Source organism: Enterobacter sp. AN-K1 (genome assembly GCF_020971765.1).
Lineage (GTDB): Bacteria > Pseudomonadota > Gammaproteobacteria > Enterobacterales > Enterobacteriaceae > Enterobacter > Enterobacter hormaechei_C.
In genome coordinates, this window is sequence record NZ_CP087390.1 from 4599983 (window position 1) to 4620393 (window position 20411).

Sequence of the window (20411 nt, forward strand, 5' to 3'; positions counted from 1 at the left end):
CCTATGCTGGTTAATCTTTGCGACTATAAACAGAGCGTGACGCTGATTGCTAACAGCGGCGTGCAGTTTCTCGATTTTGGCCTGACTCCGCAGGACACCGCCAGCAACGGGCGTTTCGTGCGTAAAACGGCAAATGGCCCGCTGCTGCGTCTGGATTTTGACCTGGTTAACGGCCGGTACACGCTCCCTGCCACCGATGGCGGGCAGCCGGAAGTGGTCAAGCCTGAAAGCACCATTCCACTGCATGACTCCCTGACCGTGCTGGACGGCGTCTGGCTGCCGATCCCTTTCCTGCGCTTTAACCCGCCGCGGACGTTTGTTGAAGGCCCGGATAACTGGGCGCGCGTCCAGGTACGAAAGCTTTCCACGCCCGACGCAGCTGGCAATACGCACCGGGTCACCGTCGCGCTCGACAGCCAGATTGCAGAGCATGCGACGTCTGCCCTGTCGCCGGTTGAAAACGATATCCTGAACGGCACGCGTTTCGCGCTCGCCTGGCGCGACAGTGAGGTTGAGAGTTTCCTCGACCAGACCTGGATTGACGGCTGGCTGCGCGAAGCCTTCACGCAGTTTGCCGACGGGGTTGAAAAACGCTCCGAGCGCGAGCTGCATCAGGCCATGCGCAGCTTTGAATATCAGGCGCACTGGCTCAACCTGCTCTCCATGCTCGGTGAACAACTCACCGTGCCGGAAGTGAAGTTTGTCACCCATACCCTGAGCACCCCTGCTATTCCTGTCGATCTGATCCTTGACGTAGGCAACACCCATACCTGCGGCGTGATTATTGAAGATCATGGTGATGCCAACGACGGCCTGCGCCAGACGGCTGAACTTCAGGTACGATCGCTGAGTGAGCCGCAGTTCCTGAATGAACCGCTGTTTACCAGCCGTCTTGAATTTTCCGAAGCGCGTTTTGGCAAGCAGCACTTCTCGGTGGAAAGCGGCCGGGAGGATGCGTTCGTCTGGCCGTCGATTGTCCGCGTGGGTGATGAAGCGCGTAAGCTGGCGATGCAGCGTCTGGGCACGGAAGGCAACAGCGGCATCTCCAGCCCGCGTCGCTATCTGTGGGACGAGACGCCGGTGGTGCAGGACTGGCGCTTTAGCCAGATGAACAGCAAAACTCAGCGCGAACCGCTGGCAACCGCGTTTCCGCTGATGAACCTGATGAACGACGACGGGGAACCGCTCTTTACGCTGCCGCAGGATGAACGCCTGCCGGTATTCTCTCCGCAGTACAGCCGCAGCACCCTGATGACGCACATGCTCTGCGAGCTGCTGGCTCAGGCGCTTGGTCAGATTAACAGCGTGGCCACCCGCCTGCGGCTCGGCTTCCCGGCCTCTCCCCGCCAGCTGCGGACGCTGATCCTCACCCTGCCTTCGGCAATGCCGAAACAGGAGCGCGAGATTTTCCGTCGCCGCATGTTCGAAGCTATCGCCATCGTCTGGAAAGCGATGGGCTGGCACCCGCAGGATGAAGATTTTGCCAGCCGCAAGCAGCAGGAAAAAAGCGTGGTGCCGGTTCCTGAAATCCAGATGGAGTGGGACGAGGCCAGCTGCGGCCAGCTGGTGTGGCTGTATAACGAAGCCATTTCCCATTTCGGCGGCCAGACCGAGGCCTTTTTCGCCTCCCTCGCCCGTCCGGATCGCGCGCCTGAGCCTGGTGTCCAGCCGGGGCGTGCGCTGCGCGTGGCCTCGATTGATATCGGCGGCGGCACGACGGATATGGCTATCACGCACTATCAGTTAGACGATGGTTCCGGGAATAACGTCAAAATCACCCCGCAGCTGCTGTTCCGCGAAGGGTTTAAGGTCGCTGGCGACGACACGCTGCTGGACGTGATCCAGCGCTACGTTCTGCCTGCGCTGCAAACCCAGCTTCAGAAATCCGGCATAGCCGATGCCTCCCAGCTGATGGCATCCCTGTTCGGTGACTCCGGGCGGATCGATACCCAGGCGGTCCTGCGCCAGCAGACGGCGCTTCAGCTCTTTATGCCGATCGGTCACGCGATCCTGGCGGCGTGGGAATCGAGCGATGTTGACGATCCGCTGGCCGGGCTGCATGCCACCTTTGGCGATCTGCTTGCGCAAAAACCGACGCGCAACGTGATGAATTATCTCCAGCAGGCGATCGACCATGCGTTGCCTGCCGGCTCAGAACACTTTGATCTGTTCAGCGTACCGCTGCACGTCAGCTTCCGGGAGATGCGGGACGCCATGCTGGCGGGTCAGTTCACGCTTGCCGCCCCGCTTCATGCGGTATGTGAGGCGATCTCTCATTACAGCTGCGATATCCTGCTTATCACGGGACGGCCGGGCTGTCTGCCGGGCGTTCAGGCCTTGATTCGCCACCTGCAACCGGTGCCCGTCAACCGCATCGTCTGGCTGGATAAATACCAGGTTCATGAATGGTATCCGTTCAGCCAGCAGGGACGGATCGGCAACCCGAAATCCACCGCTGCGGTGGGAGCGATGCTCTGTAGCCTGGCGCTGGATCTTCGTCTGCCGCGATTTAACTTTAAAGCAGCGGATATCGGCGCGTACTCTACGGTGCGCTATCTGGGCGTGCTGGATAACACGATCAATACCCTGCGGGACGAGAACGTCTGGTATCACGATATCGACCTCGATAAACCCGGCGCGAAACTGGACGCCCGTCTGCACTTCCCGCTGCGCGGCAACGTTACGCTCGGCTTCCGGCAGTTGGCCAATGCCCGCTGGCCCGCGACGCCGCTCTATACCCTGAGCATCAACTCAGCCGAGCTGGCGAAAGCCATTGCGGGCGACGGCGTACTGAACGTGCGCCTGAAGCTGCGTGGCGGCAATAAGCAGGAAGGCCCGGAATCTTTCGAGCTGAGTGATGCCTGGCTACAGGACGGCACGCCCGTGCCGCCTGATGCCCTGACATTTAAACTGAATACTCTGGCCGATCGCCGACACAGCGGCAGCCACTACTGGATCGACAGCGGGAGCGTATACCTCAAATGACTGCGACGACTGCCACCACTCAGGCCTTAATCGGGTGGATCAACGAGACGCGACAGCACGCCCCGATGCTGGATAACGAAGCCGACGCCCTGCTTGCCCGCCTTAACGCAGTAAGCGCGCGTGAAGAGGCGCTCGATCGCGCCCTTGTCAGCCAGGGCAGTATCGGCTTATATGGCCACTCGCAGGCCGCGAAAGCGCACCTGCTGGCTGCACTTTGCGGCAGCGGGGACGAACGGCTGAACGTTACGCCGGGTCAACGCACGTTTGATTACTTCTCGCATATTAACCCCGGGCATGCACCGACCAACATGGCCGTGCGTTTCAGCAGAGCGTCCCGCGAGGTCGCAGACGACGCGTTTCCCTTACGCCTGCGCCTGGTAACGGAGGCCGAGCTGGTGCAGCTGTTTATCGCGCGCACCACGCTGGATCCGCAGATCCGCGCGGTGGATAAATTGGTGATTGAAGCCCGGCTTGAGAAGTGGCGGGCACTGCGTCAACCGCAGAGCGTGCCGGGAATGACGGCACGGGAAGTCGCGACCATTGCCCGGTTCTGGCAAAGCGTAGTACCCGGCGCTAAGCAGCATATTGATGATGCCCTGTGGCACCAGTTTGCCCTGCTGGTTCCGTCACTTGATCTCAGCACCCGCGCCAGCGTCTGGTCTCTGCTGTGGGGTGAGCAGCAGGAGTTAACCCAGCAGTGGCTTAAATTCGCCCAGGTGCTGCATCAAACCAGCCATGCCAGCGCGCTTGCGGCGCCGTTGAGTCTGCTGGTGGACAGCTTTGGTCTGCCCTGCGAAGGCTTCCTTACGCACGGGGCGTTTACCCTGCCGGAAGCACAGGAAACACTGCTTCATCCGGTAAAAAACGGCGAGCTGCTTAACGCCATTAGCCTGCCCGTCGATGTACTGGCATCTCTGACCCGCGAAGTGGTGCTGCCCGTTGAGAACTGCGTGCTGGATAACGTTGACGTCATTGATATCCCTGCCATTTCTGAGGAAAACACGCCGCTGATGATGCAGGCAAAATGCCTGTGGTTGCTGGAGCATTATCGTCAGCACATTCAGCCGGATGTCCTGGTTATCTGCAATGCGACGGCGCACCACCAGCAGACCGCGAAAACGGCAAGGCTCCTGCAAAACTGGGTCAAAGAGACGCAGCCGGTTGAAGAATCCGCGTTGCCGGGGCTGGTCTGGGCCATTACCCCTCATGATGCGCGGTTTACCACAAAGCAGAATCTGGACGAAGCGGTGCAGCAATTGCTGGGCCAGCCGGGTCTGCGCTGGGGCACGCTCCAGGCGCTCGATACCCACAGCATGCAGCGGGTGATTGAGTGGCTGTCGCAGGCTACCCTGCCGGCACAGCGCCAGAAGCGTCTCCGCGCGCTGAAAAGGCTGTTACAAGAGTCGCTGTCGACGCTGATGCGCCCATATGTCGCGCCTCTCACTCAGGAGCCAGGCGCAGGGCGGGCACAGGCCGAAAAAATGGTCCGAACGCTGCAAGGCAGTGCCGCTCGTCATGGTGAACTGCTTGAGGGGCTTCTGCCGCCGTTAAACGCGTTTGAGACGCTGCTGACCGTTCACCAGCCTCGTGAGGAACAGGTCAGCGGCCTGTTTAACGATGTTATCGATCTGTTTGCGGAAGAGACGCAGGAAAATCCAGGCGCGTTGCAGACCAAAGACAAGGCGCGGCTGGCCCATAACGTGTGGGTTAACCATCTTCGTCAGTGGAGTCGCAACGACGCGGCGGCTGCCCGTCTGGGCCTGGACGCAGAGGTATTACAGCAGATTGCGGATGTGCTGATCGTTACCAGCTACCGGCTGGATCTGCCGCTGCAACTGCAACGCATTGCAGAAAAAGATAAAAGCAGTGCCGCGCAGCTGCATGCCGCGACAGGCAATTTCATTAGCTGGCTTGGCTATGAAATGACGCCCGTTTCTGAACGGCCTGCAAGCCGGATCCGCAAAGGTCAGCCAATTTTTGTGACGCCAGTTGTGAGCAGCGCTTCTCCCCGTCTTACCCGACTTGGCGAGCAGCCTGTCCATGCGGCGACAGCCTATGTTTATGACTGGCTGGTTGCGCTCTACACCCGCGCGATTGAGAACGTGGATTATCAGTGCCCGTATGACGTTCAGCCTGCTGCGCGGAAAGCCTTGTCTGCCCTGCTGTCTTAATCATTGCAGCCCGCAGCAATGCGGGCTACCCCTTCATGAGCCGTTTATGAAGCCAGATAAAGCCTGAGCCAACGCTGACGGGTTTTCCCAGGACATTGAATGGCCCGCATCAGGGATAATTTTTACAGCAACACCGTTTTGTTGCAGGCGATTAAAATCGTCATCAGGCAGGGATCGCTCACCAAAAACTAACATTACCGGGCAGCTCAATGACAAGAACAGGTGTTCCCAGTCAGGTTTAACGCCCTCGACCAGGCTTGTTGCGCCTCGCCAGACGGCCCAGGGGGCATTGTTTTGAAGGCTTCCAGCCCACGGCGACGTTTCCGCCCGCAGCATGTCATCATAGCCCTGAGCCAGAAAATGTTGTTCCGTTTGGGCCGCAATTGCTCGGCTGAACATCCCGCCACCCGCATGAAAATTGGGTTCAGATACTATCAGGCCCTTAACGCGCGACGTTAACAGTGCTGCCGTTTCGATCGCGATACTCCCCCCCATGCTATGACCATACAGCCAGAGACTATCCAGGCCGAGATGGTTTAACAGTTCAACCACCACCTGCGCCTGTTCGCTCGTGCGATAACGGTAGTTGTCAGGTTTGTCACTGTAACCGCTACCGGGAAGATCGATCAGAATGGCTCTGCGCCCCCCGAAACGGGTATCACAGACAATACGAGGATATTCATACGACGATGCACAGCCCAACCCGTGGATAAACACAACCGGGTCACCGACACCGGGAAGATCCTGCCAGCGCACAGTGCAGCCTGCTTGCTGCGAATAGAAACTGTTCATAAGCACTCCATGTATGACGGACTGTATATTTATACAGCCTCAATGTATGGAATGCTATGTCTGGATGCCGATTCTGGAAGCGTGCTTCAGAAAAGAGAGATCAACAGGGCAACAGGAAAGCTCATCGGCCAGGTGGAACCCACCAGGAATGCGCTCAACAGGCGAATACGTTTACGATCTTTAGACAGGAACCAGGTGATTAATGCGCAGATGGAGGCCATGATTGCGTAGAACACCAACATCTTTTGATACAACGTCATTCTGTTTACCTGAGCCGAAAAATAACCGCACGCAATATGCGTCATATGTTGACACAGATCAAGTTTTTTCGTTACATCATAACCACTTAAATACTAAGGATAATAACAACTGAGTACCTTGTGTAACAACGCCGGGTAAAGCAAAACGGTTATTATTGATAAGATGCATATTAAATGCACTTATTGATAAATCCATCCCCTCAGAAAGCAGTTTAATACCAGCAGGCTTTTAAGGGAGGAAACATGCTACGCATTCCGCAGAGTTGCATTCACACCCGTTCCACGCCTTTCTGGAACAAAGAAACGGCCCCCGCCGGCATTTTTAAACGTCACCTTGATACGGGCACGCGTCCTGGCGTTTACCCTCGCCTGTCGGTGATGCGTGGCGCAGTGCGTTATCTGGGCTATGCTGATGAATTTACACCTGAGCCTGACAGCGAGCTCGTCATTGAAGCGGGTCGTTTCGGCGTTTTCCCGCCAGAGAGATGGCACCACATTGAGGTGATGACCGACGACACCCTGTTCAATATTGAATTCTTTGTTGAACCTGAGGTGCTTAAGTCCCTTTAAGCGCCCGCCAACATGAAGGAAACTATGATGTTACGTATTCCTGAAAACTTTGTTCATACCCGCTCGACGCCGTTCTGGAATAAAGAGACCGCCCCAAAAGCGCTTTTTACCCATCACAACACCAAAGCCGGCGTGTACGGTCGGTTGTCCGTCATGCAGGGTGCGGTGCGTTACTTTGGCTTTGCCGATGGCGACGCCACCGAGCCCGATCTGGAAGTGGTCATTGAGGCCGGTTCTTTTGGCATCTCCCCACCACAAAAATGGCACCGCATTGAGCTACTGACCGACGACACCTATTTTAATATCGACTTTTTCGCGGATCCTGCCGTCACGCTCAGCGGTGCGGGCATCGGTAAAGTGGTCAACACGCATAAGGAGTAAATAATGGGTAAGGCTACCTATACCGTGACCGTCACCAACAACAGCAACGGCGTGTCGGTGGATTATGAAACAGAAGCGCCAATGGAGCTGTTGATCCCGGACGTCGCGGCAGATGTCGTGAAGGATCTGGTGAACACCGTTCGCGCCTACGATACGGAAAATGAACACGAGGTCTGTGGCTGGTAAGCTGAATCGCCCGGCACTGCGCCGGGCATAAAGGTTTAGTGTTTGATCATTATGTGCGGCATCTTTTTGACGAACTGAGTTGAAGTAAGTCAGAAGCTAGATAAAACCAAAGCATTAGCGCAAGACGAATCACTGCCTTATGAGGTTTTGAGTTGTTTTGCGCTAATTTTTTGCCCCAACCATGCCCCACCGCCAAACTTTGCGTAGCTCCTTCCAGTTTCGCATCACGCCACTTTACGCACTCCATCCTCATCAGCATAATCGCCCCGAATCCGTTTGTAAGACTTAACCAGCGCGCGCTACTTTTTATCCCTGCCCTATACTTTCAGTCTGACTGACTGGAGGTTTCTATGTGTGGACGTTTTGCACAAGCACAAACCCGTGAAGACTATCTGGCATATCTTGCCGATGAAGGCGATCGCGACATTGCATATGACCCGGAACCTATTGGCCGGTACAACGTGGCGCCCGGAACTAAAGTGCTGCTACTGAGCGAACGCGATGAGCAGTTACATCTCGATCCGGTTCTGTGGTCCTACGCGCCCGGGTGGTGGGATAAAGCGCCTTTGATTAACGCGCGCGTCGAGACGGCGGCCACGAGCCGCATGTTCAAACCTCTCTGGCAGCATGGCCGGGCGATCTGTTTTGCCGATGGATGGTTCGAATGGAAGAAAGAAGGCGACAAGAAACAACCCTACTTCATTCACCGGGCCGACGGGCAGCCGATATTCATGGCGGCGATCGGCAGCACACCATTTGAACGCGGCGATGAAGCAGAGGGCTTCCTGATCGTGACATCTGCTGCTGCCAAAGGACTGGTCGATATTCATGACCGTCGGCCACTGGTTCTGTCGCCGGAAGCTGCAAGGGAATGGATGCGTCAGGATGTAGGTGGGAAAGAAGCTGAGGAGATAATAGCCGACGGGACAGTCCCCGCCGACAAGTTTATCTGGCATGCCGTTACGCGCGCCGTGGGGAATGTGAAGAATCAAGGACCAGAACTTATAGAGCCCGTCACTTAACCACTGGAAGATCTGAAAACCGGGTGGTGTAGCGCGGAGAAAGCATTTCACGCTTCATCTGCCACTGTTGCTGTATGCCCTGCCCGGCAAAATAGAGCGTGCCCTTTCCGTCCTTTGCATTCAGGTGATCCAGTACCTCCATTAACTTCTCACTACCAGCTCGGGGAGCACTGTCATCGAACAGGTTTAGTTGGGCCACGCCCTGGCTGAAGAAGTCGCCCAGCATGACACCCGCTTTCTGGTACCGGTGACCGTCCTTCCAGATTTTGTCCAGACACTTTACCGCGGCGTTGATGATGTCTCTGCTGTCCTGCGTTGGCGTGAGCAGCCTTACCGATGCGCTGTTTCCGTAATAGGGCTCATTAAGGGCAAACGGAGAGGTCTTAACGAAGGCGGATATAAAACGGCAATACTGGTGCTCGCCGCGAAGCTTTTCAGCACCACGGGCCGCGTAGCTGCAAATAGCCTGCCGCATTTGCTCATAGTCAGTAATGCGTTCGCCAAACGATCTGCTGCATACGATTTCCTGCTTCACCGGCGCGAACTCTTCCAGATCCAGGCATGGCTCGCCGCGCAGCTCACGGACGGTTCGCTCCAGCACCACATTAAAGTGTTTTCGGATAATCCACGTACTCTGCTCAGAGAGTTCCAGTGCCGTTTTGATGCCCATGGCGTTCAGCTTCTTGCTGATGCGACGACCAACACCCCAGACATCTTCCACAGAAACAAGCGCCAGCAACCTTCGCTGCCGGTCGACGTTTGAGAGATCGACCACGCCGCCCGTCTGCCGCTGCCATTTTTTCGCAGCATGGTTAGCCAGCTTCGCCAGCGTCTTGGTCTGGGCTATGCCGACTCCGACTGTGAGATGTGTCCGCTGTAAAATAGTCGCGCGGATCTCTTTACCAAATTCAGTCAGGTCCCGGCAGTTCCTTACGCCGGTCAGGTCGCAAAAGGCTTCGTCTATGCTGTAAATTTCCACGCGCGGGCTCATTTCTTCCAGCGTGGTCATTACCCGGCTGGACATGTCTGCATAGAGCTCGTAGTTGCTGCTGAAGCAAACAACACCAGCGCGCCGGAACAACTCCTTCTGCTTGAAGAACGGCTCACCCATCGCTATCCCGGCAGCCTTTGCCTCGGCGCTGCGTGCAATTACGCAACCGTCATTATTCGACAGAACGACAACCGGCCTCCCGCGCAGATCGGGCCTGAATACAGTTTCGCAACTGGCATAAAATGAGTTCACATCGACCAGGGCAAACATCACATCACCGGATTGTCGTCTGTGAACGCCGCAGCGCCATTTATAAAGAAGGTCACCACACCCATAACTTCAACTTCATCTAAAGCATCACCTTCTATGCTTTCACCGTCTTCTGTGATGAGCGCGCCGCCCATAACGACCGCGAACTGTAGCTGGCCAAACGCATGCACCAGTACGCGCATTCCTTTGTCGGGGACAAGATCAGGCTGAAAAATCGCATATCCACCTGACGTTTCAACCAGGCATGAGTAGCGGTTAACACAACATAATTTTTCAAGCCTGTATCGCTGAGCGTTTGCCTCCATGGCCCCTCCAAAACAACTGTATATAAATACAGTATCGTCAAATATGAGGGTCGATCAAGTTTCACAGTGGTGCTAAACTTCAGACCTTTCCGAATTGACTGATTTTTATAATGTTAAAGCTCTTTGCTAAGTACACATCGATCGGCGTCATAAACACGCTCATTCACTGGGTTGTGTTCGCTATTTGCATATATGCGTTTCACACAGGCCAGGCACTTGGTAACTTCGCCGGGTTCGTCGTGGCGGTGTCATTCAGCTTCTTTGCAAACGCCAGGTTCACGTTTAAGTCTTCGACAACCACGATGCGCTACATGCTGTATGTAGGGTTTATGGGATCCTTGAGCGCAGCTGTTGGTTGGGCTGCCGATAAGTCCGGAATGGCTCCAATTGTGACTCTCATTCTCTTCTCCGCAATCAGTCTGGTGTGCGGTTTTATTTATTCAAAGTTCATTGTCTTTAGGGATGCGAAATGAAAATTTCTCTGGTAGTTCCTGTCTTTAACGAAGAAGACGCGATACCTATTTTTTATAAAACTGTTCGGGAATTTGAAGAGCTTCAGCAGCATGAAGTAGAGATAGTCTTCATAAACGATGGCAGCAAAGATGCTACAGAGTCAATAATTGATGCGATTGCTGTTGCCGATCCGCTTGTGGTCCCGCTGTCATTCACTCGCAACTTTGGTAAAGAGCCTGCTCTGTTCGCCGGGCTTGACCATGCTACCGGTGAAGCAATTATCCCGATTGACGTAGACTTGCAGGACCCTATCGAAGTCATTCCGCACCTGATAGAGAAATGGCAGGCCGGGGCTGATATGGTTCTGGCTAAACGCTCTGATCGCTCTACCGATGGCAGATTGAAGCGCAAGACCGCTGAGTGGTTCTATAAGCTGCACAACAAAATTAGTAACCCGCAGATCGAGGAAAACGTTGGTGACTTCCGTCTGATGTCCCGTGAGGTGGTCGAAAACATCAAGCTCATGCCAGAGAGAAACCTCTTCATGAAGGGGATTCTGAGTTGGGTTGGTGGTCGCACGGATGTTGTTGAATATGCCCGTGCAGAACGCGTAGCAGGAAGTACAAAATTCAATGGTTGGAAGCTATGGAATCTTGCGCTCGAAGGCATAACCAGTTTCTCAACATTTCCGCTTCGCATGTGGACATATATTGGGCTTGTAGTCGCTGGCGTGGCATTCATATATGGATCATGGATGATAATCGACACTATTGCCTTTGGTAATGCCGTTCGTGGATATCCCTCTCTTCTTGTTTCAATATTATTTCTTGGCGGAATTCAACTAATCGGAATAGGTGTGCTTGGTGAGTACATTGGAAGAATATACGTAGAAGTTAAGAAACGCCCAAAATACATATTAAAAAAGGATTAAAGGGAATGATTTACAATTTGAGAGGATACATAATTATACCAATCTGCATTATATGCTGCATTTTAACATACATAATTTATAACTCATGGAACAAGCCCATAGCCATCGACAACAACCATTACAAAAATTACAGCAGCTTATTAAAATATGGAATTGACGAATGTAATATAGAGAATGGAAAAGCTTTTATTTCTGGATGGGCGATTTCTGACAAATCCATAAAAAGTAATGTGGCTGATGCTGCACAGGTTTTTTTACTGATAGGTAACAAAACTTATCAGCTAAAAACAAGAAGTAGAAAGAGAGTAGATGTTGCAAAATTTTATAGCCTGCCTGATACATTCAACCATTCGGGATTTTACGCATCGGCGTACTTACCGGAGTTGAATAATTACGATAAAAAAACAGTAATTATAATTAAGGGCTTAGAAAAAAATAAAAGTGGATTTAAATATGATTGCAAATAAAAGAAACAAAGCTGAATTTATATTGATATTTTTAATTTTGATTGTGGTTTATATCAACTCAAATCATACAATATTATCTGACGATACATTTTTTGCGAATGTATTATCAAAGACGAATATTATTGACTACACAAGCGGCAGGTATAATCACTGGAGTGGCAGATACCTCTTAGAAGCGTTAATGGTTGAATTTATAAGATTTGAGTTTATTACAAAGATTCTAATCATATCGTCTGTGGTTATTATGGGGTATTCCATTGCCATTATTTCACAATCAAAAAAAAGCTTCAGAATATCATTAGCGTTATTTGTTTCATTTTTGTTAATGCTGGACATTAATACTTATAGTCAGTCCGTGTTTTGGTTTTCAGGAGCGTACAACTATGTAATACCAATTTCTTTAGGTATATTTGCTTTGTCTTTATACAAAATCAATATAAAAACAACAAAATTTAGGGTTATATTAATTTCGGCATTATTATTTTTCTCATGTAACAATGAACAATTTGGCGCGGTAACTTTATTATTTCTGGCTATGATTGTCTGTTATAAAATTGGCACATCAACTCTTAAAAAAATCGATTTGCTGTACTTCCTTATTGTGCTTGTAAGTTTTTTAAGCAATATTCTCGCTCCTGGGAATAAAATAAGATTCAATATTGAATCAAGTAAGTTCCCAGAATACTATAGCTACGGCCTATTCGATAAGATATCTTTAGGAATGGATAAGCTAAACGCTCACATTTTAAGTGGACATAATTATTTAGTTCTAGCACTGGCAATTATTATACTTTGTCATATAATTAAAGAAAATAAAACTAATATAACATCAGTAATAACCACCATTACTTGCGGGATTTATATCACATTTGTACTATCAGCGCATTATAATTTATTTTCCTTTACAAACACGATCAGCTTAACGAATGGTTATTTAAGTGGAGGTACTGCAAACCCAGTAACTTGGAGGGAACATACCTTGTATATATCATATCTATTTACAATGATATTTTTATCATCAATATATTGCTATTTATTGAGTACAATAGAAGAAAAGAAAAAATTCTATTTGGGTGCTGCTATAAGCCTCTGTTCTATCTCGTCAGCAATAATGATAGGCTTTTCACCGACAGTATACTCAAGCGGAACGCGTGTAATGTTTATTTTTGACATTACTTTACTTATAGTGCTTGTTTTAGCAATGAGCTTCAAAAGGTTTGAGCATGAAGACTGATAGCTCGTCTAATGTTAACAGAGAAGTCTTATCTATACAGTATCTTCGCGGGATAGCTGCAATCATAGTGTTCTTCTCTCATTTCAAAAATACAATCAACGAGATAAGCCTAGTTAACATCAGGTATCTCGGTGATTCGCTGTTCTCTAACGGCGGATTCGGCGTTGACCTGTTCTTTGTGATTAGTGGGTTCGTAATCGCGCTCTCCACAGAAAAAGATTTAGGGCGAAAGATGGGCGCTATCTCATTTGTGATTAAGAGGGTGTTCAGAATCTACCCACTGCTTATTGTAGGAGTCATTGCTATCGGATACCTTCAAAATATCCCGGTAAGCAAAATTCTATGGTCGATGATTCCGTTGCATCTTGATTATATGTCAAAGCCTCCATTCTTTGGTTACAACTCACTATATGTAGCCTGGACTATTACGTTTGAGCTTAGCTTTTACCTTCTGTTTATGGTATCTATGTTTGTGAGCCACAAATACAGAGCAATCGTATGCACATTAGCTATTTTTTCGCTATTCATAATTATAAGGGTCACTACAGGTAGTGAGATTACGCTGTCTGCCACTTCACCAATAAACCATATCAATTCGTGGCTTATGCCAGTGGCATCGATATATTCATCCTCGATGATGTTTAACTTTATCTATGGGATGATTGCATATTATGCATACAAGCATATAAGGACAGGAGCACTACACGGACCTATCTTAAATACATTTCTGATCACTGTGATTGTTTGCTCATTCTTCATGCTGATTGGTAATTCAGCAATAATGGGGCACGGACCAGAAAAATGGGGTGTTGTTTCTTTTGCCCTTATACTTTCTGCGTCCATGTACGAGAAAAACGCAGGTATTTTCCGTAGCAGATTCCTTTTGCATTTAGGGGCTATATCATACTCACTGTACCTCATACATCCAGTTGTGCTATATTTCCTCAGTATAAACAATTGGTTTGATATAAGAATATCTGGCTTCCCAAAATTTGTTATAGGAACATGTATCGTAATTCTTACGTCAACGATTACTTATCAGCTATTAGAGGTGCGCTCATCCGCTTTAGGCAAAAAGTTGTTAGCCAGGCTCAAATGAAGTGAAAGGCCGCACAGGCGGCCTTTCCTGTTATGATTTACCGATAATAATCCAGTTTGCTCCAGTGCTTCTTAGTTGTACAAATGAATATTGTGCAGTGAGGCTGTAGGATGAAGCTCCATTAATCGCATTACCACTTGCAGGAAGTATAGCTACCCCATTGGAAGAACTATCTGTCTTAATAATTCTTATTACTTTTCCTGGGCAGTTTGTCGCGGAAGGCAGCGTCACGTTAGCACCTCCAGAGGTAGCATTGTATTGAATTTCATCGTCAAACACACCGACAAATGACGCCGAACTAACCTGTCGAACGCGATTAGCAGGGATAACACTTATCGAACCTCCATTAGATATTGTTGCTTGTGAAGCGTAACCAGAGTAATCGATATTGAATACCTCAACGGTGCTGTTGTCGATTGCTAGAGATGGACCGCCTGAACTATTTAGTTGAGCGTTTCTTACTTTCACTCCAGTTGCACCAAGCAAAGAAATTGCTGGTGATGATGTGCTGGCCAGGCAGTTATTTCTTTCTTTGATGCCTGTAAGATCGATATCCCCCTGAGATTGGATAACTACAGGAGTGCTATATCCGTTCACGATACGCGGTCTTATTTCAACGGCATAACTGGTCAATGAATCAAAGTTTGCAATAAGAACGCTAGGATCGTTAGCGCTTTGACCGGCTCCAGCAATCATATTTGTTTCGTCCATAACACATTCGCGAGGAGATAGTATGTGCACACCAATACCATTGGGTTCCCAGAAGTAACAATTCGTCCAGCGAACATAGATTGGTTTGTAAATACGCATACAATGAACGCGAGCGGTAAACGACGAAGCCGCATTCATGTGCCACTGTAAGCTATCAAAAAGGCCACCATCGAAGTAACCGCAATCTAAAACATAATCGTTATCAGATAGTCCGCAGTTTTGCATATCCCAGTCACGGAAAGTGCAATCCCCTACGTATACATGCTTGGTTGCTATTTCTGATTGCAGACCGACTCCAGATTTATAAGCTGACTTCCAGTTTGCAAATTTTATTCTCTCTATTATATCCCATACAGCATTCTCCTTGCCTTCTAGAGGACCAACAATTGCAATACCAGTAGTTCCTATTCCACTGAAAATAAGATCTCGAAGATGCATGTTTTCTGTAAAAGCATAACGAAGACCGATGTAAGGACTTCTAATTCTAAGTCCAAGCACAGTTGCATACTGGAAAGAATTTGCAAAAAGCGGTCCACCTTCTGGTGTAAAGATGCCCCTCATAGTAATTGCTGGGGAGGATGTGCTGTTGCAAGTCAATGTTACATCTCCTCGCCCACACTCCCACCAAAACCAGTCAAAGGAAGATCCTTCGATGTCTATAGGGTCAATTAAGTAGCTACCAGGCGTTTTATGTAACAATCTTTTCTTTTTATTAAGCCCATAGCTTATAGCGGCATTGAATGATGCTGTGTTTTGCGTTGCAGTTCTGGTTGGAGAAATGCCGAACTGGCATGGGTCCGCTGTATCGCCAAAAATTGCTGCTACATACAATCCATTGCTCAGTGCAAATACACTTCCATCATCAGCAGTCTGTGGCCCCAAGACGACTACACCATTATTCCCCCCGCCATCTCCGGCAGCATAATATCCATTCCATGTAACATTATCTCCAACCTTCAGGTTACCTGCCTTCATATCAGCAACAGTCTGGTAAACTCGAGAGTATTTAGGGTTGAGATATCCATTTTCGATATCGGCACGTAGAGATGCGTCGCCGACGCTTATCCATGCACCGATGCCAACACCTCCAGTTGTCTCTGGTGTAGACCCTACCGGAACATCTTTGGGGAATACCCCATCCCAACGGTAATACTCTCCCGTTGCCTCAAAGCGAAGAACCTGATTTGGCAGGGTGAGAGTGTTCCCCTCTTCGAAACTATCAAGTGTGATATAACCAAACTGGGAGATAGCCTGTGAAGCCGTGTACTCAATTCCAGATATAGTCCAGTGCTGAACGCCAAAACGGTCAGTATACGTATGATTCTGAGAGGTAACGAATTCGTCAATTTTCCCAGCGTTGTATTTCAGGTCAATCGGTGATTCGCTCGGGACTGGCAGGTTTGTAGGTGTAGTAGCCATATTGATTCCATAAAAAAACCCGGCGCGGTGGCCAGGTCTGGTTGGTCGGGGAAGGTTCTTATTCGTAGATGGCGTCGCTGTATTCCGCGACAGTCAGAGATACCGTGTTATCTGTGTTCGGTTTAATGCTGTTGACCGTCCATAGCTGACTGTCCAGTTCCTCCACTGTCGCAATGAGATAGCGCGACGGGAGCTGCACAGTGTCTCCGTTCCATATATTGAGCTGAATGTCGGGGATAGCCGCGGTGAATCCGTACTTCGTGTCGCTACGGGCGGTTGCCGGATAGCGCAGAGTTGGGTTACCCATGCTGTCGGTAACCAGCACATACATCGAACCGGTGAAGGTGATCGGCTCGCTGGTATCAAAGTTATTCCCGGCGCGTCCGGTGATGTAACCCTGTTGCTGGTTGCTGTCGTAGATGTCAGGCATCTGAATGACGCTTCCAACCTGGATAATGCCGTCCTCAAACACTTTGGCGTTCATCTTCACGCGCGAGTAGATCAGGCGCTTGGTTTCGCGTAATGCGCGCTCCCGGGCCTGATACTCATTACGTAAGCCGACTATTTCAAGCTTGTTCGGATTCTCCGCTTCCTGCTCGACGATGGCGCCGTTCAGCACGCGGTAGTTGATGTACGTCTTGTTGTTCGTTGTGGGGTGAACGTAGGACACTTGAACGCCGTCATAACCGCCGGGAAGAGTGGCTTCGTACGTCATTTTGTACTCGTCCGTCTTCATGTTCGCACGGTTGAATACGGCCGCCGGGTAGTCAACTTTCTGGTCACGAGTAAACGTAAGCACGCCGTCGTCCCAGTACGCCACAACCGAAGCAGCATTACAGATCGCCTGCACGCGGTCTCCCAGTGAGTCGTTCTCGTCGTCAAACGTGTAGTCGAAGTAGCCCAGGCGCTCGTCAGGCAGGCTTTCAGCAATAGAGTACAGACCGTACAGGTCAATGCTGCTGACCGGCTGCTCACCCATCACAATCCAGGTGTGCGCCACTGCATCAGCGAACGAGCGCGACGGCCGCAGCGTGTAATCCACCGTCTGCGTATTGAGGTCGTACGTGATGGTATGACGCGTCACCAGGGCGTTATATTTGCGCTCACGGCTGCCCAGGGCATTCTCCGTCGCCCTGACTTTTACGCGCACCAGCGTGTCGGTCGGGTGGACGACATTCGTACGGATGTTAATGCTGTGGATCTCTTCGACCTTCAGAAGTGACGCGTCGCCAGAGTTGTCCGTGCGCTGGAAGCTGACCGCGTACTTCCCGAAGCCGCCGGTCGGAGTGATCTTGTCAGTGCGATAAAACACCTCACTCGTCGACTGATGCGGCGTCGTCTGCCTGTATGTAAACGTCTGCTGCGTACCAGGGACTTGGTTGTATTCGTCGTCGATCTTCCAGATAACCACCTTCCAGTTGGTCTCTTTCTTCCCGCCGAGGCTGGACTGAGTATGCAGCCACAACTGAGTTGACTCGACCGGGGAAAAGAACGGCCCAACCACCAGCGCCTCGTTATCGTTAAGGATGAATTTCGTGGTGTTGATCGTGGCATTCGCGGGGATGTCCTGCGGCCCCTCCAGCTGGTTCATCGTAAACGTGTACCAGCGCACCGGGTTAACAACCGCGCCGTCGTTTGTTTCAACGGCGGAGATCAGCGTTCCGGAGAATGTCGCATCGGTAGTAACGTTGCCGGAGGCCGTGCTATACGTCACGTTGATGGTGAAGGTTACAGCGTGCGGCAGCACCAGCCCCATGAAATAGTCGAACTCAGCCTGCTTAACGATTTTCATCGCTATCTGGCCGCCGGAATACGTTCCGCTGACCACCGTGTTTGCCGTTGCTGTTTCGATCGGGAAGTCGCTGGCTTCGTTCTGCCCGGGAACCTCCTGCCCGTCGACGTCATCGAACCCGTAACCTTCAACGATCTGCGGGATTACTTCGCCAGGCTGGAAGAACTGGAATTCAGCACCTGCAAGAGAGCCCAGGCTTGATTCTGAGTAGCGCACGGACTCGTAATCGTATTTGCCGATACCGATACACATCCATTCAGTGACGTACTTCAGGCCTCCGTCTGTGGAAGTCTGATGAACGTATTCAAATACCGATTCCTGAATCAGATCCGGGAACGAACGGATTTGGCCGTAGATATCCGGCTTGGCTTTGTAGACGCGCGCGGTGTTTGTCTGACCGGTCAGGCTATTGTTCGGTGAGTCGACGGTATTACCGCCGTTGTTCGCGATTGCCGGCTTCGGCGCCAGGAACGAAAACACCTGGCCAACGACTTTAAAAATCGGGCTCAGGATGTCGCCGACAATGCCCTTCGGCTGGTCGAATATCTGGATGTGGTCCAGCTCACTCAGCTCAAACGCCAGTTCGTCATCGTCGCCCAGCTTCACACCATTGCGGACGATCAGCAGGTCGCGGTGGAAAGTAGCGTCATTGGCCGCCAGCCAGTCATAAAAAAGGGTGCCGTTTGGCACCCTGCAACGCACCTTAGGCGTTCCTGGAAAATTCGATATCTCAACCAGCGCCATGTTCGAAAAACTCCACTTTGGTGAATGCCCGCTGAATGACCAGCAACGAGTCCATGCGCACGCTTCCGTTCTCTCCACGCGAGTGCAGCGCCTGCCGGTTCAGTACCAGGCCAACGTGTGCCGGTTGCGTGCCGCGGTACCCGACGAATATCCCGCCCTCGACCGGTTTATCGACCTTGCGCCAGAAAACGACGTCTCCCTGATAGCAGGTGAAGAAGTCCGCCCCGGCTTCGTAGTCCGGCGTCTGGTGCAGCTCAATGCCGAGGACATGCCTGTAAAACAACACGCACAATCCCCAGCAGTCGACTTTCTCAAACGAGCAGGCCCGGTTAGCCCACGGCACACCAATGACCAGCCGAATAAATTCATCTTTAGTCATGAGCATGCCTTATAGGTACTGGAGTCCAGTGTATTCGCGGGGATCGTATAATTTTCCAATATTATTATTGAGCGGGTTGGTCACAGACAGAGTGACCGATGCGGCGTCGGCATCGATATCCACCGTCTTGACATAAAGCTGCCAGGATTTAATCGGCACCGACACATCGCCGCTGTCGAAGATCTGCCGGGTGGCCGTGATGGCCGTCAGCCGGGCCGAACCCTTCCACTGTTTCATCAGCGCTTTGATATCCGACGACAGCCGACCAAGCTTCACCGTCGCGTCGATAACCGGAGTACCGCTCTGCTGACTCTCTTCGATTTCAAAGCGCGCTGGCGTGTACGTCTGGCCGCCGAGCGTCTTCGGGAAGAACTGCTTATCGACAAGGCGCACATAGCCAAAAGATGGGTGATAGAACGTGATTGTGTCGTACAGTCCGCGCGTCGGGCGTTGCTGCTTGTACTCCCTGAAGCTCGGCATTACGGAACCCTCGGTAGTGATTCCGGATCGCGACCGTCCGGATAACCCGTGACAACGATATCCAACACTGAAGGCCATGGAGGCGGCAACTCAACAATCACGTCGTCGAATTCGTCGTCAGCGTTGTACAGATGGTTGGCAATAACGGTTCCTGTCCATGTCACCACCCCGCCGTCGATACTGGTTTGCACCGGCATCTGCGTGAAGTGAAGCTCCTGGAGTTGCAGGCCACTACCGCCCAGATTGATATTCATCCGGAACCAGTTCAGGCCCCGGTTGAGATAGTTCGGGCTGCGTAGCCACTGCTGGAAAGCGCGCTCCTGCGCCAGAGTGAAGATCCACGTCAGTGACCAGGTCACTTTCAGGTCGTCGGTTTGATTCTCGAAGATTGCCGGGCCGACCGCTGGCTGATCGGTCTGGAAACCGGTATCGAGTGTCATGTTTTTGCTGGCCTTCTGCGCCAGCGGCAGCCAGTCGGGATAGTCGATAATTGGCATCTAAACTCCAGGCATTAAAAAACCCGCCGTAGCGGGTTTGCTTAATCAACAAGCCGGGGCCCGGTTGGTGCCTCGTAGATATTGATTTTTATGTCTACGATTTCGCCATTATTGGTAAATTCCAGCTCTTCCCCAGCAGGCGTTATTCCCTTGATTGTTGATCCATCACTTAGAGTAAACACAAACTCGACCGCCCTGTTCGGGCGTATCCTGTGTGGTTTACCTATCTCAGTTGGTATTGAATGCACTTCGCCCGGCTCAATAACCACGTA

At 51.1% G+C, this 20411-nt stretch carries 21 protein-coding genes; 11 read left to right on the top strand and 10 right to left on the bottom strand.

The features are described 5' to 3' along the window. Positions 1-3: 3 nt before the first annotated feature. On the top strand, positions 4-2985 hold the full coding sequence (locus LOC22_RS21805) for a virulence factor SrfB (protein WP_045334951.1): 2982 nt from the start codon (positions 4-6) through the stop codon (positions 2983-2985). Next, entirely contained in the window at positions 2982-5156 is a 2175-nt protein-coding gene (locus LOC22_RS21810; protein ID WP_045349632.1) for a virulence factor SrfC family protein, read from the top strand. Before LOC22_RS21805 ends, LOC22_RS21810 begins: the two co-directional genes overlap by 4 nt. A gap of 33 nt (positions 5157-5189) precedes the next feature. Here LOC22_RS21810 and LOC22_RS21815 read toward each other — a convergent pair whose 3' ends face one another. Further along, positions 5190-5948: an alpha/beta fold hydrolase gene (locus LOC22_RS21815; protein ID WP_230239202.1), complete on the bottom strand. Its 759-nt coding sequence runs from the start codon at positions 5946-5948 to the stop codon at positions 5190-5192. Between the two features lie 86 nt (positions 5949-6034). Continuing rightward, positions 6035-6208, bottom strand: coding sequence for a GhoT/OrtT family toxin (locus LOC22_RS21820; protein WP_003856960.1), 174 nt, complete (start codon positions 6206-6208; stop codon positions 6035-6037). Between the two features lie 243 nt (positions 6209-6451). Here LOC22_RS21820 and LOC22_RS21825 point away from each other — a divergent pair, with 243 nt between their 5' ends. The 4 genes from LOC22_RS21825 to LOC22_RS21840 all read left to right on the top strand — a co-directional run bounded on the left by LOC22_RS21825 (position 6452) and on the right by LOC22_RS21840 (position 8367). Further along, positions 6452-6778 carry a DUF1971 domain-containing protein gene (locus tag LOC22_RS21825; RefSeq protein ID WP_015570441.1) on the top strand — a complete coding sequence of 109 codons (327 nt, stop codon included), beginning with the start codon at positions 6452-6454 and terminating at the stop codon, positions 6776-6778. 27 nt (positions 6779-6805) lie between these two features. After that, entirely contained in the window at positions 6806-7159 is a 354-nt protein-coding gene (locus tag LOC22_RS21830) for a DUF1971 domain-containing protein (RefSeq protein ID WP_003856958.1), read from the top strand. Positions 7160-7162: 3 nt separating this feature from the next. Next, positions 7163-7345 (top strand): DUF1869 domain-containing protein, encoded by a 183-nt coding sequence (locus LOC22_RS21835; protein WP_003856955.1) that lies wholly within the window; start codon positions 7163-7165, stop codon positions 7343-7345. A gap of 350 nt (positions 7346-7695) precedes the next feature. Next, complete coding sequence (locus LOC22_RS21840; protein WP_230239203.1) at positions 7696-8367, top strand: SOS response-associated peptidase; 672 nt, start codon at positions 7696-7698, stop codon at positions 8365-8367. Here the strand turns inward: LOC22_RS21840 and LOC22_RS21845 are convergent. Next, on the bottom strand, positions 8360-9628 hold the full coding sequence (locus LOC22_RS21845) for a Y-family DNA polymerase (RefSeq protein ID WP_230239204.1): 1269 nt from the start codon (positions 9626-9628) through the stop codon (positions 8360-8362). The two genes, LOC22_RS21840 and LOC22_RS21845, sit on opposite strands and share 8 nt — an antisense overlap. After that, the gene (locus LOC22_RS21850; protein WP_230239205.1) at positions 9628-9933 is read right to left on the bottom strand and encodes a hypothetical protein; all 306 of its coding nucleotides are present in this window, start codon (positions 9931-9933) and stop codon (positions 9628-9630) included. The genes LOC22_RS21845 and LOC22_RS21850 overlap by 1 nt, the downstream gene beginning before the upstream one ends. Positions 9934-10043: 110 nt before the next feature. On the opposite strand from LOC22_RS21850, the gene LOC22_RS21855 reads away from it, so the two are divergent. The 5 genes from LOC22_RS21855 to LOC22_RS21875 are packed head-to-tail and all read left to right on the top strand — an operon-like array spanning position 10044 to position 14117. Then, a complete protein-coding gene (locus LOC22_RS21855) occupies positions 10044-10406 on the top strand; it encodes a GtrA family protein (protein ID WP_032648602.1) in 363 nt (120 codons plus the stop codon). Further along, the gene (locus LOC22_RS21860; RefSeq protein ID WP_180240291.1) at positions 10403-11317 is read left to right on the top strand and encodes a glycosyltransferase family 2 protein; all 915 of its coding nucleotides are present in this window, start codon (positions 10403-10405) and stop codon (positions 11315-11317) included. Before LOC22_RS21855 ends, LOC22_RS21860 begins: the two co-directional genes overlap by 4 nt. Before the next feature lie 5 nt (positions 11318-11322). After that, positions 11323-11784 carry a hypothetical protein gene (locus LOC22_RS21865; RefSeq protein WP_230239206.1) on the top strand — a complete coding sequence of 154 codons (462 nt, stop codon included), beginning with the start codon at positions 11323-11325 and terminating at the stop codon, positions 11782-11784. Then, positions 11771-13018, top strand: coding sequence for a DUF6056 family protein (locus tag LOC22_RS21870; protein WP_230239207.1), 1248 nt, complete (start codon positions 11771-11773; stop codon positions 13016-13018). The genes LOC22_RS21865 and LOC22_RS21870 overlap by 14 nt, the downstream gene beginning before the upstream one ends. After that, entirely contained in the window at positions 13008-14117 is a 1110-nt protein-coding gene (locus LOC22_RS21875) for an acyltransferase family protein (RefSeq protein WP_230239208.1), read from the top strand. Before LOC22_RS21870 ends, LOC22_RS21875 begins: the two co-directional genes overlap by 11 nt. Positions 14118-14147: 30 nt before the next feature. Here LOC22_RS21875 and LOC22_RS21880 read toward each other — a convergent pair whose 3' ends face one another. Genes LOC22_RS21880 through LOC22_RS21905 form a run of 6 tightly spaced genes read right to left on the bottom strand, consistent with a single transcriptional unit; the run spans position 14148 to position 20408 of the window. After that, positions 14148-16247 carry a hypothetical protein gene (locus LOC22_RS21880; RefSeq protein ID WP_230239209.1) on the bottom strand — a complete coding sequence of 700 codons (2100 nt, stop codon included), beginning with the start codon at positions 16245-16247 and terminating at the stop codon, positions 14148-14150. Between the two features lie 58 nt (positions 16248-16305). After that, positions 16306-18783, bottom strand: a complete 2478-nt coding sequence (locus tag LOC22_RS21885; RefSeq protein WP_230239210.1) for a host specificity factor TipJ family phage tail protein — start codon at positions 18781-18783, stop codon at positions 16306-16308. Further along, a complete protein-coding gene (locus LOC22_RS21890) occupies positions 18770-19162 on the bottom strand; it encodes an NlpC/P60 family protein (protein WP_230239211.1) in 393 nt (130 codons plus the stop codon). Before LOC22_RS21890 ends, LOC22_RS21885 begins: the two co-directional genes overlap by 14 nt. 9 nt (positions 19163-19171) lie before the next feature. Then, the gene (locus LOC22_RS21895; protein WP_230239212.1) at positions 19172-19642 is read right to left on the bottom strand and encodes a hypothetical protein; all 471 of its coding nucleotides are present in this window, start codon (positions 19640-19642) and stop codon (positions 19172-19174) included. Then, the gene (locus LOC22_RS21900) at positions 19642-20139 is read right to left on the bottom strand and encodes a hypothetical protein (protein ID WP_047642510.1); all 498 of its coding nucleotides are present in this window, start codon (positions 20137-20139) and stop codon (positions 19642-19644) included. Before LOC22_RS21900 ends, LOC22_RS21895 begins: the two co-directional genes overlap by 1 nt. A gap of 41 nt (positions 20140-20180) precedes the next feature. Further along, a complete protein-coding gene (locus LOC22_RS21905; protein ID WP_045344834.1) occupies positions 20181-20408 on the bottom strand; it encodes a hypothetical protein in 228 nt (75 codons plus the stop codon). Positions 20409-20411: the final 3 nt, after the last annotated feature.

What these genes read in the sequence shown, in the direction of transcription:
- LOC22_RS21890 (WP_230239211.1), bottom strand. Translation starts at nt 19,162, where the DNA reads ATGACTAAAGATGAATTTATTCGGCTGGTCATTGGTGTGCCGTGGGCT.
- LOC22_RS21850 (WP_230239205.1), bottom strand. Translation starts at nt 9,933, where the DNA reads ATGGAGGCAAACGCTCAGCGATACAGGCTTGAAAAATTATGTTGTGTT.
- LOC22_RS21835 (WP_003856955.1), top strand. Translation starts at nt 7,163, where the DNA reads ATGGGTAAGGCTACCTATACCGTGACCGTCACCAACAACAGCAACGGC.
- LOC22_RS21825 (WP_015570441.1), top strand. Translation starts at nt 6,452, where the DNA reads ATGCTACGCATTCCGCAGAGTTGCATTCACACCCGTTCCACGCCTTTC.
- LOC22_RS21865 (WP_230239206.1), top strand. Translation starts at nt 11,323, where the DNA reads ATGATTTACAATTTGAGAGGATACATAATTATACCAATCTGCATTATA.
- LOC22_RS21855 (WP_032648602.1), top strand. Translation starts at nt 10,044, where the DNA reads ATGTTAAAGCTCTTTGCTAAGTACACATCGATCGGCGTCATAAACACG.
- LOC22_RS21870 (WP_230239207.1), top strand. Translation starts at nt 11,771, where the DNA reads ATGATTGCAAATAAAAGAAACAAAGCTGAATTTATATTGATATTTTTA.
- LOC22_RS21860 (WP_180240291.1), top strand. Translation starts at nt 10,403, where the DNA reads ATGAAAATTTCTCTGGTAGTTCCTGTCTTTAACGAAGAAGACGCGATA.
- LOC22_RS21830 (WP_003856958.1), top strand. Translation starts at nt 6,806, where the DNA reads ATGTTACGTATTCCTGAAAACTTTGTTCATACCCGCTCGACGCCGTTC.
- LOC22_RS21880 (WP_230239209.1), bottom strand. Translation starts at nt 16,247, where the DNA reads ATGGCTACTACACCTACAAACCTGCCAGTCCCGAGCGAATCACCGATT.
- LOC22_RS21900 (WP_047642510.1), bottom strand. Translation starts at nt 20,139, where the DNA reads ATGCCAATTATCGACTATCCCGACTGGCTGCCGCTGGCGCAGAAGGCC.
- LOC22_RS21815 (WP_230239202.1), bottom strand. Translation starts at nt 5,948, where the DNA reads ATGAACAGTTTCTATTCGCAGCAAGCAGGCTGCACTGTGCGCTGGCAG.
- LOC22_RS21875 (WP_230239208.1), top strand. Translation starts at nt 13,008, where the DNA reads ATGAAGACTGATAGCTCGTCTAATGTTAACAGAGAAGTCTTATCTATA.
- LOC22_RS21885 (WP_230239210.1), bottom strand. Translation starts at nt 18,783, where the DNA reads ATGGCGCTGGTTGAGATATCGAATTTTCCAGGAACGCCTAAGGTGCGT.
- LOC22_RS21895 (WP_230239212.1), bottom strand. Translation starts at nt 19,642, where the DNA reads ATGCCGAGCTTCAGGGAGTACAAGCAGCAACGCCCGACGCGCGGACTG.
- LOC22_RS21810 (WP_045349632.1), top strand. Translation starts at nt 2,982, where the DNA reads ATGACTGCGACGACTGCCACCACTCAGGCCTTAATCGGGTGGATCAAC.
- LOC22_RS21840 (WP_230239203.1), top strand. Translation starts at nt 7,696, where the DNA reads ATGTGTGGACGTTTTGCACAAGCACAAACCCGTGAAGACTATCTGGCA.
- LOC22_RS21820 (WP_003856960.1), bottom strand. Translation starts at nt 6,208, where the DNA reads ATGACGTTGTATCAAAAGATGTTGGTGTTCTACGCAATCATGGCCTCC.
- LOC22_RS21845 (WP_230239204.1), bottom strand. Translation starts at nt 9,628, where the DNA reads ATGTTTGCCCTGGTCGATGTGAACTCATTTTATGCCAGTTGCGAAACT.
- LOC22_RS21805 (WP_045334951.1), top strand. Translation starts at nt 4, where the DNA reads ATGCTGGTTAATCTTTGCGACTATAAACAGAGCGTGACGCTGATTGCT.